At 52.6% G+C, this 16,098-nt stretch carries 14 protein-coding genes and 11 tRNA genes; 2 read left to right on the top strand and 23 right to left on the bottom strand.

Annotation, left to right across the window (positions count from 1 at the left end):
- Positions 1 to 120: 120 nt before the first annotated feature.
- The 12 genes from I656_RS14175 to I656_RS14230 form a co-directional block, all read right to left on the bottom strand.
- Positions 121 to 194: transfer RNA gene (locus I656_RS14175), tRNA-Gly, on the bottom strand.
- A gap of 169 nt (positions 195 to 363) precedes the next feature.
- Positions 364 to 437, bottom strand: a tRNA-Pro gene (locus I656_RS14180).
- Positions 438 to 441: 4 nt separating this feature from the next.
- Positions 442 to 518: transfer RNA gene (locus I656_RS14185), tRNA-Arg, on the bottom strand.
- 76 nt (positions 519 to 594) lie between these two features.
- Positions 595 to 677: transfer RNA gene (locus I656_RS14190), tRNA-Leu, on the bottom strand.
- A 15-nt stretch (positions 678 to 692) separates the two neighbouring features.
- Positions 693 to 774 (bottom strand) — tRNA-Leu (locus I656_RS14195).
- Positions 775 to 779: 5 nt separating this feature from the next.
- Positions 780 to 855: transfer RNA gene (locus I656_RS14200), tRNA-Lys, on the bottom strand.
- A 420-nt stretch (positions 856 to 1,275) separates the two neighbouring features.
- A tRNA-Gln gene (locus I656_RS14205) sits at positions 1,276 to 1,350 on the bottom strand.
- A gap of 14 nt (positions 1,351 to 1,364) precedes the next feature.
- A tRNA-Asp gene (locus tag I656_RS14210) sits at positions 1,365 to 1,440 on the bottom strand.
- Between the two features lie 32 nt (positions 1,441 to 1,472).
- Positions 1,473 to 1,544 (bottom strand) — tRNA-Glu (locus tag I656_RS14215).
- A 19-nt stretch (positions 1,545 to 1,563) separates the two neighbouring features.
- Positions 1,564 to 1,656: transfer RNA gene (locus I656_RS14220), tRNA-Ser, on the bottom strand.
- A gap of 7 nt (positions 1,657 to 1,663) precedes the next feature.
- Positions 1,664 to 1,738 (bottom strand) — tRNA-Asn (locus I656_RS14225).
- A gap of 628 nt (positions 1,739 to 2,366) precedes the next feature.
- A complete protein-coding gene (locus I656_RS14230; RefSeq protein ID WP_013144047.1) occupies positions 2,367 to 2,816 on the bottom strand; it encodes a SprT family protein in 450 nt (149 codons plus the stop codon).
- Positions 2,817 to 2,905: 89 nt separating this feature from the next.
- Between I656_RS14230 and cmpA the strand changes: the two genes are divergently transcribed.
- Complete coding sequence (gene cmpA, locus I656_RS17560; RefSeq protein WP_013144046.1) at positions 2,906 to 3,019, top strand: cortex morphogenetic protein CmpA; 114 nt, start codon at positions 2,906 to 2,908, stop codon at positions 3,017 to 3,019.
- A gap of 18 nt (positions 3,020 to 3,037) precedes the next feature.
- On the opposite strand, the gene I656_RS14235 is transcribed toward cmpA, so the two are convergent.
- From I656_RS14235 to acpS, 6 genes are all read right to left on the bottom strand, one after another.
- A complete protein-coding gene (locus tag I656_RS14235; protein ID WP_020753664.1) occupies positions 3,038 to 5,203 on the bottom strand; it encodes a Tex family protein in 2,166 nt (721 codons plus the stop codon).
- Positions 5,204 to 5,534: 331 nt separating this feature from the next.
- Entirely contained in the window at positions 5,535 to 5,885 is a 351-nt protein-coding gene (ndoA, locus tag I656_RS14240; protein ID WP_003253417.1) for a type II toxin-antitoxin system endoribonuclease NdoA, read from the bottom strand.
- 4 nt (positions 5,886 to 5,889) lie between these two features.
- Positions 5,890 to 6,171, bottom strand: a complete 282-nt coding sequence (locus I656_RS14245) for a CopG family ribbon-helix-helix protein (protein ID WP_011229742.1) — start codon at positions 6,169 to 6,171, stop codon at positions 5,890 to 5,892.
- A 126-nt stretch (positions 6,172 to 6,297) separates the two neighbouring features.
- A complete protein-coding gene (alr, locus tag I656_RS14250; protein WP_020278946.1) occupies positions 6,298 to 7,452 on the bottom strand; it encodes an alanine racemase in 1,155 nt (384 codons plus the stop codon).
- Between the two features lie 247 nt (positions 7,453 to 7,699).
- Complete coding sequence (locus I656_RS14255; RefSeq protein WP_033004654.1) at positions 7,700 to 8,713, bottom strand: outer membrane lipoprotein carrier protein LolA; 1,014 nt, start codon at positions 8,711 to 8,713, stop codon at positions 7,700 to 7,702.
- A gap of 79 nt (positions 8,714 to 8,792) precedes the next feature.
- Positions 8,793 to 9,182 (bottom strand): holo-ACP synthase, encoded by a 390-nt coding sequence (gene acpS, locus I656_RS14260; protein WP_011229738.1) that lies wholly within the window; start codon positions 9,180 to 9,182, stop codon positions 8,793 to 8,795.
- Between the two features lie 112 nt (positions 9,183 to 9,294).
- On the opposite strand from acpS, the gene I656_RS14265 reads away from it, so the two are divergent.
- Positions 9,295 to 9,912, top strand: coding sequence for a rhomboid family intramembrane serine protease (locus tag I656_RS14265; protein ID WP_020753661.1), 618 nt, complete (start codon positions 9,295 to 9,297; stop codon positions 9,910 to 9,912).
- 11 nt (positions 9,913 to 9,923) lie between these two features.
- On the opposite strand, the gene I656_RS14270 is transcribed toward I656_RS14265, so the two are convergent.
- The 5 genes from I656_RS14270 to I656_RS14290 form a co-directional block, all read right to left on the bottom strand.
- A complete protein-coding gene (locus I656_RS14270; protein ID WP_011229736.1) occupies positions 9,924 to 11,327 on the bottom strand; it encodes a DEAD/DEAH box helicase in 1,404 nt (467 codons plus the stop codon).
- A 60-nt stretch (positions 11,328 to 11,387) separates the two neighbouring features.
- A complete protein-coding gene (locus tag I656_RS14275) occupies positions 11,388 to 12,110 on the bottom strand; it encodes a carboxylesterase (RefSeq protein ID WP_011229735.1) in 723 nt (240 codons plus the stop codon).
- A 72-nt stretch (positions 12,111 to 12,182) separates the two neighbouring features.
- Positions 12,183 to 13,559, bottom strand: coding sequence for a UDP-N-acetylmuramoyl-tripeptide--D-alanyl-D-alanine ligase (gene murF, locus I656_RS14280; RefSeq protein ID WP_020753659.1), 1,377 nt, complete (start codon positions 13,557 to 13,559; stop codon positions 12,183 to 12,185).
- Positions 13,560 to 13,565: 6 nt separating this feature from the next.
- Positions 13,566 to 14,669: a D-alanine--D-alanine ligase gene (locus I656_RS14285; protein ID WP_033004651.1), complete on the bottom strand. Its 1,104-nt coding sequence runs from the start codon at positions 14,667 to 14,669 to the stop codon at positions 13,566 to 13,568.
- Positions 14,670 to 14,922: 253 nt separating this feature from the next.
- The gene (locus tag I656_RS14290) at positions 14,923 to 16,065 is read right to left on the bottom strand and encodes an MGDG synthase family glycosyltransferase (RefSeq protein WP_033004648.1); all 1,143 of its coding nucleotides are present in this window, start codon (positions 16,063 to 16,065) and stop codon (positions 14,923 to 14,925) included.
- Between the last annotated feature and the right edge of the window lie 33 nt (positions 16,066 to 16,098).

Genomic DNA, 16,098 nt, shown 5'->3' with positions numbered 1-16,098 from the left:
AGAAAGTTGATTGGCTTTTTGCTTCAGCCGCAGCACCAAAGGCGCTAAGCGGCCTCCGCTTTTCGTTGCGCTTCGTTTCGTTCAGTTTTCAAGGAACAAAATAATCCTATGGACTCTTCATGGAGCGGGTGATGGGAATCGAACCCACGACATCAGCTTGGAAGGCTGAGGTTTTACCACTAAACTACACCCGCATATTTTTTGATGAAACACCCATCACAATTTTTCATGCCCCTTCCTCTGCCAGCTGATTCAAAGAAGCTGGATGCGTCGGGGCAACTCGAAGCGTATTCGGCGAAGTGAAGGCTCGTGGCTGAGGTTTTACCACTAAACTACACCCGCATAATATTTAGTTTAACAAAATCGGGAAGACAGGATTTGAACCTGCGACCCCATGGTCCCAAACCATGTGCTCTACCAAGCTGAGCTACTTCCCGATGATGGCGCGCTCGAGAGGATTCGAACCCCTAACCTTCTGATCCGTAGTCAGATGCTCTATCCAATTGAGCTACGAGCGCAATAGATTATTGCACCAAAGAGACGGATTACATTTTAGCAACTCACTGTGTTGCTGTCAATAGTTTATCTAAAAAATGCGGTCGAGAGGACTTGAACCTCCACGGGGTCGCCCCCACTAGGCCCTCAACCTAGCGCGTCTGCCATTCCGCCACGACCGCATATTGACTAATCAGTGCGGGTGGAGGGACTTGAACCCCCACGCCGTGAGGCGCCAGATCCTAAGTCTGGTGCGTCTGCCAATTCCGCCACACCCGCTAATATGGTGAGCCATGGAGGACTCGAACCTCCGACCCTCTGATTAAAAGTCAGATGCTCTACCTACTGAGCTAATGGCTCATGGTTAGGTATACACTCACAGTGAACGATGTCCCTTCCTCTACTAGCATATTCAAAGATGCAGGATGCGTCGGGACAACTCGAAGCAAACTCGATGATGCATCGCTCGTTGCTCTACCTACTGAGCTAATGGCTCATGGTTGGGTATACACTCCAGGTACTACCTAGCTCTACCTGCCTCTTCCTCTGCCAGCCTATTCAAAGAAGCTAGGTGCGTCGAGGCAACTCGAAGCAAACTCGAAGATGCAGCGCTCGTTACTGAGCTAATGGCTCATAGTCAAGTATACACTCACAGTGAACGATGTCCCTTCCTCTGCTAGCATATTCGAAGATGTCGGATGCGTCGGGACAACTCGCAGCGAACTCGAAGATGCAGCGCTCGTTACTGAGCGAATGGCTCATGTATTTAACACATAAAAATGGCTGGGCCAGCTGGATTCGAACCAGCGCATCACGGAGTCAAAGTCCGTTGCCTTACCGCTTGGCTATGGCCCAGCGATTTAGTGCAATGGCGGTCCCGACGGGACTCGAACCCGCGATCTCCTGCGTGACAGGCAGGCATGTTAACCACTACACTACGGGACCACAAATCGCGGGGATCACCCCGCGCTATTCAGTGACCCGTACGGGATTCGAACCCGTGTTACCGCCGTGAAAGGGCGGTGTCTTAACCACTTGACCAACGGGCCACGCATATACGTATTGGAGTGGCGGAGAAGGCGGGATTTGAACCCGCGCGCCGTAAAGCCACGACCTAACGGTTTAGCAAACCGTCCCCTTCAGCCACTTGGGTACTTCTCCAAAGAAATGGCTCCGCAAGTAGGATTCGAACCTACGACCTACCGGTTAACAGCCGGTTGCTCTACCGCTGAGCTATTGCGGAATGATGAAAAAATTATATGTCATGCATATCTTTACGATGTGCTCGTTGCCTCTTCCTCTGCCAGCTAATTCAAGGAAGCGAGATGCGTCGAGGCAACTCGCAGCCAATTCGAAGATGTGAGGCTCGTCGCTGAGCTATTGCGGAATGATGTTTGACAATCGACATTGTTTATTATATTGAGCAACTTGTCGTTTGTCAATACGTTTTCCCGCAACTTCCTCTGCTGTTTTCCGCCGTTTAGCGACGGCTTTTATAATTTAGCACACGATCATCCTGATTGTCAACCTTTTTTCGCAAAATGTTTTGTTTGATTATGGGCGTTGACTGGACATTATAGTTTAACAATTCTTGACGAAAAGGTAGCTTGTCTATTTTCTCGACTGACGAACACCAAGGCGTGACGGAAGACCGAACAACCACCCGCTTCACAGACCCATGCATGGGTCTGAAAGCGGCGTTGTTCAGTCGCCCGACAGTCGATCGGGCTATGTAAAAGCTACAAATGTTAAAGTTTCAAATTGCATCTACTCTGAAAATACCTGAGCTTCAAAATGTGTAAAACTGTAATATTCGACATAGAGATATTTTCATCCTTCCGATGGCAACCAAATTTTTCTGTCATGGGAGTCTAGGATCGTTTGAGCTTGCTTCGGCAGCGGCCGCAAACATAACGGTCTATGTTGATCCGTCTTTTGCGGCGGTAGGTGAGGCCGCATGACGTGCAAATGTATGTGTAGATCGTTTTCGGCGCTTTTGTATTTCGAGCAAGCGGACGACAATAGCGAGGCGCCCCCACTTTTTGCAGCAGTTCGCGGAAGTCGCGGTCGCGGTGGCGGTAGCCTTTTCCCTCAAGGTGCAAGTGGTAATGGCAAAGCTCGTGTTTGATGATGGCGATCAATTCTTCCTCGCCGAACTGCTCGTAATGTTTTTTATTGAGCTCAATGTTGTGCGTTTGCAACATGTAGCGCCCGCCGGTGGTGCGCAAACGAGGGTTGAAGAAAGCGGTATGGCGGAACGGCTTGCCGAACACGCGAATGGAAATTTGTTCGACAAGGGCTTGCAGCTGCTTTTGGTCCATGGCGGGTCTCTCCTTCATCTTTTGGCACAGGACAATTCACCATTACATACACATATATTACCTTTCCACTGTCAGGGAGGTGACTGATTTTGCCTACATGGCTGAAAAATCAGATGAGACGAGCCTACTATGAGAAAAACCGTGAGCAAATTAAACTGTTGAACCAATGCTGGTTTTTTTATCGGAGAAAACACTGCTCCTAAGGCAGTGCTTTCTCCATTTCACTCTTTCGGCGGCACCATCGACAGCGATATTCTTCCCTTCGCCACATCGACATGCTCGACCCATACTTTGACGACGTCGCCGACCGAAACGACATCGAGCGGATGGCGCACGTATTGTTTGCTTAGTTTGGAAATGTGCACGAGCCCGTCCTGTTTGACCCCAATGTCGACAAAGGCGCCGAAGTCAACGACGTTGCGCACGGTTCCTTCCAGCTCCATGCCTGGCTTCAAATCTTCCATCTTCAACACATCTTTGCGTAATAGCGGCTTGGGCAGCTCGTCGCGCGGGTCGCGCTCTGGGCGGCGCAAGGCATCGATGATGTCGCGGAGCGTCAGTTCCCCGATGCCGAGTTCAGCTGCTGTCGCTTCGATATCAATGGCTTGCAGCGCCTGGCGCAGTTCATCACTGCCAATGGCGGCGGTCGTAAATCCTAACTTACGCAACAGTTGCTTCACTTCCGCGTACCGCTCAGGGTGAATCGGCGTGCGGTCAAGCGGTTCGTCGCCGTCGACAATGCGCAAAAACCCGATGCATTGCTCATACGTTTTCGCCCCAAGACGCGGGATCGTTTTCAGCTCCTCGCGGCTGCGGAATTTCCCTTGCTCTTCGCGGCGTTTGACAATGTTTTCGGAGACGGTTTTCGTCAGTCCCGAGACGTATTGGAGCAGCGAAACGGACGCCGTGTTGACGTTGACACCGACTTGATTGACGACCGTCTCGACGACGAAACGGAGCGACTCCGCCAGCTTTTTTTGCGACACATCGTGCTGGTATTGGCCGACGCCAACCGATTTCGGGTCAATCTTCACCAGTTCGGCGAGCGGGTCTTGGACGCGGCGGGCGATTGAGACCGCGCTCCGCTCTTCAACTTGCAGGTCGGGAAACTCAGCGCGTGCAAGGTCGGAAGCAGAGTAGACGCTCGCTCCTGCTTCATTGACAATCAAATAAAAAATATCGCGTTGCACATGCTTCAGCGTGTCGGCGACAAACTGTTCGGTTTCCCGAGATGCTGTTCCGTTGCCGATGGCGATCATATCCACATGATAGTCGTCAAGTAAACGAAGAATCTTTGTCCTCGCTTCATCCTTTTTCTCTTGCGGCGGGTGTGGGTAAATGACATCGATATGAAGCAGTTTCCCTGTTTCATCAACAACGGCGAGCTTGCACCCAGTCCGATAGGCTGGGTCGATGCCGAGCACCGTTTTTCCTTTGAGCGGCGGCTGGAGAAGCAGTTTGCGCAAGTTTTCAGCGAAAATATGGATGGCCCGCTCCTCCGCTTTCTCCGTCAACTCGTTGCGGATGTCGCGTTCAATGGCAGGCTCCATCAGCCGCTTGTATCCGTCCTCGATCGCTTCTGCCACGAGCTGGGCGGCCGGGGACGCCTCGTTGACGATCGTTTGCCGCTGCAAATAGCGGATGATTTCTTCGGCAGGCGCTTGGACCGAGACGCGCAGCACCTCCTCTTTTTCGCCGCGGTTCAGCGCCAAGACGCGATGGGGGACGATTTTCGCCACGGGTTCTTCGTAGTCGTAATACATCTCGTATACGTTTTTTTCGTCCTTCTCCGACGCCTTCGCGGTGGACACGATCATCCCTTTCCGCCGCGTCTCGTCGCGCACCCATTGACGAAGAGCAGCGTCATCTGCCACTTTCTCGGCGATGATGTCTTTCGCACCTTGCAGCGCCTCGTCTGCCGTTGCGACCCCTTTTTCTGTATCAATGAACGCCCGGGCCTGCTCTTCCGGAGTTGGGGCGGCAGGGCAGGAAAGAAGCCAATCGGCAAGCGGCTCAAGCCCTTTTTCTTTCGCAATCGTCGCCTTCGTGCGCCGCTTTTGCCGATACGGGCGGTATAAATCTTCGACTTGTTGCAACTTCGTGGCCTCAAGAATGTCGCGCTTTAACTCTTCCGTCAACTTCCCTTGCTCGTCAATGAGGCGGAGCACTTCCTCTTTCCGTTGTTCTAAATGCTGCAAATACTCCCATCTCTCCAGTACTTCACGAATTTGCACTTCATCGAGCGCCCCAGTCATTTCTTTCCGGTAGCGGGCGATAAACGGGATCGTGTTTCCTTCTCGATGGAGCGCAATGACGTTTTCGACTTGCTTCGCTGCCAGCTGCTGCTCGACGGCAATGACTTCAATGAGCCGCTGTTCGTTAGCCAAGCGATTCCCTCCTTAATGATATGGGACTTGAACGCTCTCCCACCTACGCTAACGCTTCGAGGTGGAAGTGGGGGATGAATCGGTTTAGGATAATAAAAAAAGCGCTACCTGTACGCAGCTGCTTTGTGAAACAGTATACATAGATGAAAATGGAAGGACAGACCGTTCCGGGAAGACCGATCTGCCCGTCTCACCAACGTGAACACTCGATAATCAAGACCGATGCCGCACGTCAACGCCGCTTTCCCCATCCGCTCGGCCGCCCGTTGGCAACCGAAAACGCCGTTTCTCCTGTTCGCTGTTATGCCAAAAGCAAAGGTTTTTCGCTCTATCAAAAGTCGATCAGTCCTAAGCTAATTTGCAGCGCCTCATCGACTTTATCCATCATTTCATCGTCCAAATGAGTGATTTTATCGGTCAGCCGTTGCTTGTCGATCGTGCGAATTTGCTCAAGCAAAATGACCGAATCGCGTTCAAACCCGTAGCGTTTCGCGTCAATCTCGACATGCGTCGGCAGCTTCGCTTTTTGGATTTGCGCCGTAATCGCCGCGACAATCACCGTCGGGCTAAAACGATTGCCGATATCGTTTTGGATCACCAACACGGGGCGCACGCCGCCCTGCTCCGAGCCAACAACCGGGGAAAGGTCCGCAAAATACACGTCGCCACGTTTGACAATCAAAGCATTACCCCCCGCTAACTAAGCGTTCAACGGTGTGGTCGGCCTCGTATTCAGCATGAAACGCTTCAGAAGCGATAGATAAATTGATTTTCGCCATTTCCATGTAGCCTCGTCTCATCGCCTCGCGAATTTGCCGTTTCTTCCGCTCGCGAATGTACATTTTCGTCGCTTGATAAATGAGTTCATTGCGGTTGCCGTTTTCCTGCTTTACGAGCACGTCCAGTTCTGTCAGCAGCGACTGCGGCAAACGAACGACGATTTCCGCTGTTGCGCCAGATTCCGACACAAATATACACCTCCACGAACTGCAGCCATTGATTGCTTCCACTTCATGATACCATTAAACAACGGCGCTGCAAAGTCATTTCTCCATTTTCTATCCTTTGTCTTCCGAAGCAGATTATGCATCGCTTCATCCGCGACCAACGGCGTTTCTCACTTCCATTATACGCTTATTTCGGAAAAAAATACGGGGCACCCGGTAGCCGATCGTGCACGGCACTTCATAATTGATTGTGTCCAAATGGCGGGCGACATCATCGATGGAAATGACTTCGTCCCCTTGGCGGCCAATTAATGTCACCTTCGTCCCGACAGGCAGCGGCTCCGGCAGGCGGATCATGCATTGATCCATGCAGATACGGCCGACGATCGGCGCCCGCCGCCCGCCAACAAGCACATGAAAGTGCTGCAACCTTCGCAGCCAGCCGTCCGCATAACCGATTGGAATCGTGCCGATCCACTCTTCCGTCTGCGCGGTGTACGTCGCACCGTAGCTCACCTTTTCGCCTGGTTGCAGTTTTTTGACGTGTACAAGGCGGCTATGGAGCGAAAACGCCTCTTTCAATTCGTATGGGAGGAGCGGCTTGATGTCCGGCGATGGGGCGAGCCCGTACATCGAAATGCCAAAGCGAACCATGTTGAACGCTCGATCGGAAAAACGAAGGGCCGCCGCGCTGTTGGCGCAATGAACGAGCGACGGCCGCGACGGCAGCCAGTCAAGCATATGCAAAAAGCGGGCGTATTGATAAGAAAAGTAATCCGTATTCACTTCATCAGCGGTCGCAAAATGCGTATACACCCCTTCAAGCACAAAGGGCGGATGGCGATCGATCAAGGCCGCTATTCGCTTTGTCTCCTCTTCGTCTTTCACCCCAAGCCGTCCCATTCCCGTGTCCATCTTTAAATGGAAATGAATCGGGGTCGAACCGTTATACAGCGATGACGCCTTCTCGAGCCAATCAGAGCGAAACACGGTTAAGGCGATGCGGTGTTCGGCGGCCAACGCCACATCCTCGGGACGAGACGCCCCAAGCACTAAAATCGGGGCATCGATGCCTTTTTTTCGTAAGGCAAGCGCCTCGTCCAAAAAGGCGACGGCCAAGCGGGAAGCGCCCGCTTCGAGCGCCGTTGCCGCCACTTGGGCATCGCCGTGCCCGTAGGCGTTCGCCTTGACAACGGCCATAATTTGCGTACCCTCCGGCAAAAAGCGGCGCAAATTCGCGACGTTGTCGTAAATGGCGTCCAAATCAATTTCCACCCACGTATCGCGGTGAAACTCGTCCATCCTCTCTCGCTGCCTTTCTAGTCATAGCCAGTTTGAAAGCGCTTGAATCGATTGGATTCCTTTTTTAGTTTACCATGTTCCTAGGGAAGAAGGAATAGGATGAGCGGCGGAAAAATGAGAAAAACGGCGGAAAACATTGGAGATCGCAACGATTCGTCACTGTCCTGCCTTCACTGCTTCTGCACAAAAACAAAAAGCAGCTTCTCCGCTTCAACGCGGAAAGCCGCCTGTTTGCAAAAACGCACTGTCATTTTGCCGCTTTTTCTTGCACTGAGCTGGCGACCATCACCATTTCTTCCGGCGTCAAATCGTCCGAGGCGAGCGTAAACTCCGCCCCATTGTACCACCATGTCAACGTTCGGTCGGTGAGGGCGCCAATGGTGAATCCTAAATCAACCGGGTCGCCGTTGACAAGAACTGGCATGCTTGTCGCCGGAAGCACATCCGCTTTTTCTTGCACAAGCGTAAACGATTTTTTGCCGCCGAATGTCATAATGACGCGCGTGCCGTTTTCACCTTTCACTTCTTTTTCCTCGAGCGCTTGAACCCCTTTCGGAAGCTGACTCGGGTACATGACGGCCATCACTTGCTCTTTTCCTTCGGCCATCGTTGGCACCTCAAGACGGGCGCCAGTCATGTTTTTCTTTGTATCAAACGCATCATCATCAAACTTTTTGTTAAACTCGACGTTGGAAAATTCGACCGTCAACAGCGCTTTCCGGTCCGTATCCATCACTTTGACCGAGACGGGCGCCAAATCTTTTTTGCGCAGTGTAATCTCTTGGGTTGGAATGACTTCGCTGTTCGGGTAGTTCGTTTTCGTCTCAAACACATAGTAATCGTCCGTCGCCTTAAACTTCGCCTTCGAATCGCTCAAAATGTCTTTGACGAGCGATTCGTACAAATACGCTTGGCTGCTGTTTTTCGGCCAATCGCTCACAAACTTGAAGGTTTTGTTGAGCGCCGGCGTGAAGACGAACACCCCTTCGTCATTGCGCAAAATCATTTGGCTTTGTCCTTTGTCGGCGTTTTTCAAGCTGACGCGGTAGTAGGACGGCTGCTTGTGCCACACTTCGACATGATACACTTGCGGCTTTTCCCCGGTGCGGAACGTCATTTTCGCCTTAGCCTGATAACCCGTCATCTCATCGACCTTTTCATCAAGCGCCTTCAGCACCTCTTCCTGCGATTTCGACCCGCAGCCAGCCAAAGCAAACAGAAAAATGATGCCGACCAACGCCATCAGCACGTTTCTGCCCATCACTTCAACCCCTTTGCCTCATATATCGATTTCTACCCATGCACTACAATATATGAGACAACTTTCGGGAATATGCAGACTAGCCATGGCAAGCATCAGCCGGCGTCATCGGTCCAAGGCGCTCAATGACGACTTGGGCGACGGCGTAATCGCGGCTATGGGAAATGGACAGATGAACCGTCTCGCCATCGCGGCGGGCAGCAATGCTCGGCTTTCCGTGCTCATCGGAAACGATCTCGATGTCTTGAAACGATAGATGCCGCCCGATCCCCGTTCCGAGCGCTTTGGCGTACGCTTCTTTAGCCGCAAATCGCCCGGCGAGAAACTCTGCCTGTCTTGCGGGCGGCAACTCGCCAAACTGCGCTTTTTCACGCGGCGTCAAAATTCGCTCTGGAAATTTGCGGCTCCGCTCAAGAAGGGAGCGGATCCGTTCCAACTCTACAATATCAATGCCAATGCCGACGATCACTGCTTCCTCACCTATCCTATCCGCCCTGATGGTCGGACAAATTTTTTATGAGAGACCCGCATAAGATGCTTATAAAAAACGCCCCATTTCCGCGAAGAAGGGAGACCAACCCGTGTTTCAACATGCAAGCGATGTCCGCTCATTTGTCCGCCTTTATCCCGTCGTTGCCGCCTTATTATTGGTCCATATCGCCGCATGGCTGTTGTTTTCTCTTCCCTTGACAGCGCTTGAACCCATTTGGCAATACGCCGTCGGGACGAACGGCGCGATCCGCCATGGAGAGTACTGGCGGCTTGTCAGCCCAATCGTGCTGCATCGCGATTTCCACCATATGGCCGCCAACAGTTTGTCCTTATGGCTGTTTGGCCCCTGGCTGGAGCGCGCACTTGGGAAAAGAAAGTTTTTGTTTCTGTATATCGGAGGCGGAATCGGCGCCAATGTCGCCACTTTATTCCTTCTGCCGCCGCTGTACACCCATGTCGGGGCGTCGGGCGCCATTTTCGCCTTGTTTGGCATGTACAGCTACCTCGCCCTATTCCGCCGCGACTTAGTCGCCCCCCGCCACGCCCAGCTGCTGCTTTCGGTCATGGCGGTTCATTTGCTGATTGGCATCATGACACCACATGGGAATTTATTGGCCCATCTATTTGGCTTCGCCGTCGGCGGCCTGCTTGCCCCCTTTTTGTCCATCCGCCCCAAGCGGCCGTCGTTTTACATGCCTCGGCTATGAAAAAACGGCGCTTAATGCGCCGTAATCCGCCGTTTCTTCGTCCGGCTGCGGGCTGAGCCGTCCGGGCGGCCGCCCCGTTTTTTCTCCCGCTTGACCGCTAAAGGCGGCTCTTCCGTCAATTGCACCGGCGTCGTATCCGGCTCGCGCGTCAACATTTTCAAGCAGGCAGCGACAATCGTTACCGAATCGTGCTCTTCAAGCAATTCTTCCGCTGCCCGTTTGTAAAATGACAGGTTTTCGGTCTCCACGACGTTGAGAAGCTTTTCGATCGCGATACGCTGTTGGCCTTCGAGCGCCTCATCAAGTGTCGGCGGCTTCATCCGCTCCATTTTCCGCTTCGTCGTCCGCTCAATATGGTGAAGCTGGCCGATCTCCCTTGGAGTGACAAACGTCATCGCCACCCCTGTCTTGCCGGCGCGCCCGGTGCGCCCAATCCGGTGGACATAGCTTTCCGGGTCTTGCGGAATATCAAAGTTGTACACGTGCGTTACGCCGGAAATATCCAAGCCGCGCGCCGCAACATCCGTCGCCACTAAAATTTCAATCGCACCTTCCTTAAACTTGCGCAGCACCGACAGCCGTTTCGCTTGGCTTAAATCGCCATGAATGCCTTCCGCTGCATAGCCTCGCAAGTTGAGCGCCTCCGCCAGCTCATCGACACGACGCTTCGTGCGGCCGAACACGATCGCGAGCTCCGGCGCCTGAATATCAAGAAGCCGCGTCAAAATGTCAAATTTCTTTTTCTCGTGCACTTCTAAGTAGTACTGTTGAATGTTCGGCACGGTCATTTCCTTTGCCTTCACTTTGACAAGTTCCGGCTCGTTCATGAAGCGCTCGGCAATGCGGCGAATCGGATCCGGCATCGTCGCCGAGAACAGCAACGTCTGCCGCTCGGCCGGCACATGGCTTAAAATCGCCTCAATATCTTCGATAAAGCCCATATTGAGCATTTCATCCGCCTCATCGAGAACGACCGTATGCACATGCTCAAGGCGGAGCGTCCCGCGGTTGATATGGTCGATAATACGGCCCGGCGTCCCGACGATCACGTGCGGATGTTTTTTCAAAGCACGGATTTGCCGCTCGATATCTTGACCGCCGTAAATCGGCAAGACGCGCACGCGCTTGACGGCGCCGATTTTGTACAGCTCTTCTGATACTTGGATGGCGAGCTCACGCGTCGGCGCGACAACGAGCGCTTGAACAGCGCTGTTTTTCACATTCACTTTCTCAACGATCGGAATGCCAAACGCCGCCGTTTTCCCCGTTCCGGTTTGCGCTTGACCGATTACGTCTTTATTTTGCAGACTGAGCGGAATCGTCTTCGCTTGAATCGGAGTCGTCTCTTCAAACCCCATCCGCTCGATCGCTTTCATCACTTCTTGGCTTAATCCTAATTCTTGAAATGTCGTCAATGTTATCCAAACTCCTTATAAAAAATCGTCCCTTTATCCGAGAGAAAGGTTTGACAGTTATCATACCATGTTATGCGGTGATTTGCAATGATGGGCATGGGCAGCGCGCAAAAATGTTTCCACCTCAGCAAACAGAACGTGCCGATCGATACTATGACAAACATGATGGAACGAATTGGGCAAAAGCAACAGCTTTTTTTCCGCCGATCCAATCTGCTCATATAAATAATAGGCGCTTTTTAGCGGCACGATCCCATCTTTTTCTCCTTGCACAATGAGCGCGGGTGCCGCGACGCGCGGAAGTCGGGGACGCACATCGCGAACGAGTTTGCGAAACTCCCTGACAGCTGAAAACGGGGTCGCCATCATTTTGTTTCGATAGCGGAGAAACAGTGGGTGCTCCCGCGCTCCTTTCCATCCATTGGCAAACATCTCGCGGATGTCGCGCCATAATTGGCGCGGGTTGACATAGTAAAACGCAGCGCTTAGCAGCACGAGTTTGGCGACCGGGTATTTTTCCGCCAAGTAGACGGCGATCACTCCACCCATTGAAAACCCAATGACATACACCACACTGCAACGGTGATGGAGCGCTAAAAACGCTTGTTCCGCCGCCGCGATCCATTGGTCGTATGTAATTCCTTTCAACCGCAGTTCGCTTCCGTGGCCCGGCAAGGTCGGCGTTTCGATCATCCAATCGGTCCGCTCCCGCAAATAATCGGCCAGCGGCGCCACTTCTTCTGGACTTCCAGTAAACCCGTGAATGCATAAACAGCCGATCATCATCCCCACCTCCGCCCGAGTGAAAAGCGGCGCCTGTGACGCCGCTTTTAGTTTCTCTCGGGTTGCTTGATGTTACACCCAATATCGAAGCAACTCTTCCAATTTCATGCCGCGCGATGCTTTCAATAAAACAATGTCATCCGAAGTCGCGACGGAACGCACGGCCTCGGCCAACGCTGCTTTATCGTCGAACGCCCTCACCCGTCCATCATCAAAAAATGGGGCGGCCGCCGCGGCGATATGGTGCGAAAGCGGCCCGTAAGTGAACACATAGTCCACCATTCCCGGCCGCAGCACCTCCCCGATCTCTCGATGAAACGCCACTTCTTCGTCGCCAAGCTCCAGCATATCGCCCAATACGGCGATTTTTTGCCGATAACCGCTCAATTCTTGAAGAAGCATCAAGGCGGCGCGCATCGATGTCGGGCTGGCATTGTAGGCGTCATTAATGACGGTAAAGCCATATTTCGTCTTGACGACTTCCGTACGCATGCGCGTCACTTGCAGGCGGGAGAGAGACGCATCAATGCCTTCCCAATCGATGCCGAAAAAGCGGGCGACCGCAATGGCGGCGAGCGCGTTGTATACATAATGTTTGCCTAATACCGGCATAAACAGCGTCCGGCCGGGGAGCGCATTGATGACAAACGATGTTCCTCCCGCTTCAATGCGCACATCGGTCGGATAATAATCGTTCTGTTCGCCCGCCCCGAACGTCACGACATGGCGGGGAAGCGGCAGCTTCGGCACGCGCTCCGTCAAGAGCGGCTCATCGCCATGGTAGACGAATAAACCATCATGGTGCAAACCCGCCAAAATTTCCAACTTCGCCTTGGCGATGCCTTCCCGCGACCCGAGCTCTTGCAGGTGCGACTCCCCAATATTCGTAATCACAGCCGCGTCCGGCTTGGCGATCATCGTCAGCCGCTCGATTTCGCCAAACCCGCTCATCCCCATTTCGACAACGGCCATCTCCGTCCCTTCGTCAAGCGAAAGAAGCGTCAGCGGCACGCCGATGTGATTGTTCAAGTTCCCTTCGGTCTTTTGCACTCGATAGTGGGTTGAAAGCAGCGCGGCAATCATATCTTTCGTCGTCGTTTTGCCGTTGCTGCCAGTGACGCCGATCACCTTCAGTCCAAGCTGCTCGCGGTAGCGGGCGGCGAGCCGCTGCAATGCCAAAAGCGTATCATCCACAACGACCACTGGCACACCTTCCGGCGGCGTTCCTTCCCTTTCCGCCCACAGTACGGCGGCGGCTCCTTTTTGCACCGCTTCTTGCACGAAATCGTGGCCGTTAAAGGTCGCACCGCGCAACGGAACGTACAAGTTGCCGGCTTGGATCGTCCTTGTGTCGGTTGACACACCGCTTACGACCATATTCTCCCATTCCGGCTTTAAACACTGTCCGTCAGCCATTTCGGCGATTTGCCGCACTGTCCGTTTGATCATCGGCTCTCACCTCTTTTCTTTTTTGAACGTGTACGTGATCGTCTGCTTTTCTTGATGTCGTTCCAATGCGAGCGCGATAAGCCGTTCAATCAGCTCCGGGTACGGCACACCGCTGTGCTGCCAAAGAAGCGGGAACATGCTGTATGGCGTAAAGCCTGGCATCGTGTTTACTTCGTTGATATAAACAGCGCCATCTTCGGCGAGGAAAAAATCGACGCGCGCAAGTCCAGACAAATCCAGCGCCTGAAACGCCGTAATGGCCATTTGTTTGATCGTCTCATACTGTTCTTTCGTTACGTCCGCTGGGATGATCAATTCGGTTTGCCCGTCTTCGTATTTCGCTTCATAGTCGTAAAATTCCTTTTTGGGAACAATTTCGCCAACGACCGAACAAATCGGCTCATCATTTCCGATCACGCCGATTTCAATTTCGCGGCCGACAATCGCCTCTTCAATAATAATTTTTCGGTCATACTGAAATGCCTCGATAAATGCGGCTTTTAAATCGCCGCGCTGCTTGCATTTGGAAATGCCGACGCTCGAACCGGCGTTGGCTGGCTTGACAAAGCACGGGTAGCCAAGCTCTCGTTCGATCCGGTCATACACCGTCTCGCCGCTTTTTTGCCAATCGTACTTCGTCACGGCGATATATTTTGCTTGGCGCAACCCGGCCTGCGCAAACAAGTTTTTCATCATCACCTTATCCATGCCGACCGCGGAAGCAAGCACCCCGTTGCCGACATACGGAATGTTCAATATCTCAAGCAACCCTTGCACCGTTCCGTCTTCGCCGTTCGGCCCATGCAAAAGCGGGAAAATGACATCGATCGTTTCCTCGTTTCCTCCCGCAGCCGAATCGGCAGCCGGAACTTGGTTCAAGGAAACCGGAATCAAGGCGGTCGCCGCCGAAGTGAATTGCAGCTGCTTGATTTCCTCGATCGGTCCGGTCAGCTGTTCGCCCTTGATCCATTGACCTTCCGGTGTAATATAAATCGGAATGACATCGAATTTATGAGGATCAATGGCGTTCATCACCGCCATCGCCGTCGACAACGATACTTGGTGCTCCGGTGATTTGCCGCCGTATAACACGCCAACTCTCGTTTTCATCATCGTTCCTCCTCTTTCCTTGGCCATCGTTCCTATTGTAACACGTTTCGCGCCCAACGGTCTGATATTTTATATGTACGATGCAGGTTGTTTCGCCACCCCCCATAAGCGATAAGGAACAAAAAAGTGAGGGTGTCTAAAAAGGTGGTTCTTCTTTCAACAAAGCACAACATATCGTTTTCCAGCATTTGTTTTACACGTATATACAGGAATAAGAAAAGGTGCCCCGACCGTTTTGGGACACCTTCTGTCGCTACGGATGCAACACGCGCCAAGCCATGCGTTGCGGCATGGCCGCTACCACTTCGGCGAGCGCTTCTTGCCCCGTTTTTTCCACGCCGGCAAAATAATCGGACACACGGCGGAAAAACCGGTTTTTCTCCACGTCATCCATCAACAAGCGAAGCATGTGCTGCTCGCCGCTTTCTGGCCCGACCAAATGATAAATGAGACCATTTTGCTGTAAATATTGCAAATTGATGCGCTCCTGCCCAGGCAAGCAATCAATCGTAAAAATCGGAATGCGCTTATGAAGCAACTCGCTGACCGTCACCCCGCCTGGTTTCGTAATGACGGCATCCGCCTCTTCATACAGCCGATTCATCTCTTCCGGGTCAGCGATGTATGGAAGCGGCCGGATATGAGGCAGCTGCCAGCTGGCGATTTCCTCGTACAGCTGGCGATTGGCGCCGCACAGCACCGAATAGCGGAACAACGTTGACGTGCGGGCCGCCCGCAAAAACGCCAGCATATTGCCAAGCCCTTGGTTTCCACCGGCGACAAGCACATGAGCGAGGTCCCGCTTGCGTCTCGCTTCCGACCGATTCATAAACACATCGTGCACTGGGATACCAGTGACGATGATGCGTCCTTTGTCAACCCCGTACTTCGTGATCAGCTCCCATTTCGCCTCTTGATGGGGAACAAAATGATAGTCAATAAACCGTTTCCCCCAGATGCTGTTCATAAAAAAGTCGGTGTAGACATTGACAACTGGAACCGTCAGCACCCGTTTTCGCTTCAGCCGCTGCAAAATGCGCGACGGAAACGAATGGGTGCAGACGATTAAATCCGGCCGTTCTTCTTCCACCATCTTTTTCATTTTGCTTTCAAAATAAGGCAGCCATGGCTCAAACGAAATGAACTCAAACCGGGGCGGCTCTTGGTACATCAGCGTTTTGTACACACGGTGGTACGAAGCAGGATGCGAGCGAATCCAGCGCAAGTAGGCCTCTGACACCATTTTTTCCATCAGTTCATTGCAATAGCTCAAAAAATCGATCTTTTTGCTTTCGACCGCCGGAAACTGGCGGCGCAAAAAATCCATCAACGTATCGGCTACTTTATGGTGTCCCGTATTCATTTGAAACAGCGGCAAAAACAATACTTTCATCATCGATCGCACCCTTTAGCTTTCGAAAGATTTTTT

It is taken from the genome of Geobacillus sp. WSUCF1 (assembly GCF_000422025.1).
GTDB classification, from domain to species: Bacteria; Bacillota; Bacilli; order Bacillales; family Anoxybacillaceae; genus Geobacillus; species Geobacillus zalihae.
The sequence above is the reverse complement of the archived record's forward strand: the minus strand, read 5'-3'. Positions and strand labels throughout refer to the sequence as shown.

Coding starts and splice junctions, on each gene's coding strand:
- I656_RS14285 (WP_033004651.1), bottom strand. CDS start 14,669: ATGAAAACGAGAGTTGGCGTGTTATACGGCGGCAAATCACCGGAGCAC.
- I656_RS14275 (WP_011229735.1), bottom strand. CDS start 12,110: ATGATCGGCTGTTTATGCATTCACGGGTTTACTGGAAGTCCAGAAGAA.
- I656_RS14230 (WP_013144047.1), bottom strand. CDS start 2,816: ATGGACCAAAAGCAGCTGCAAGCCCTTGTCGAACAAATTTCCATTCGC.
- I656_RS14290 (WP_033004648.1), bottom strand. CDS start 16,065: ATGATGAAAGTATTGTTTTTGCCGCTGTTTCAAATGAATACGGGACAC.
- alr (WP_020278946.1), bottom strand. CDS start 7,452: ATGGACGAGTTTCACCGCGATACGTGGGTGGAAATTGATTTGGACGCC.
- murF (WP_020753659.1), bottom strand. CDS start 13,559: ATGATCAAACGGACAGTGCGGCAAATCGCCGAAATGGCTGACGGACAG.
- I656_RS14255 (WP_033004654.1), bottom strand. CDS start 8,713: ATGGGCAGAAACGTGCTGATGGCGTTGGTCGGCATCATTTTTCTGTTT.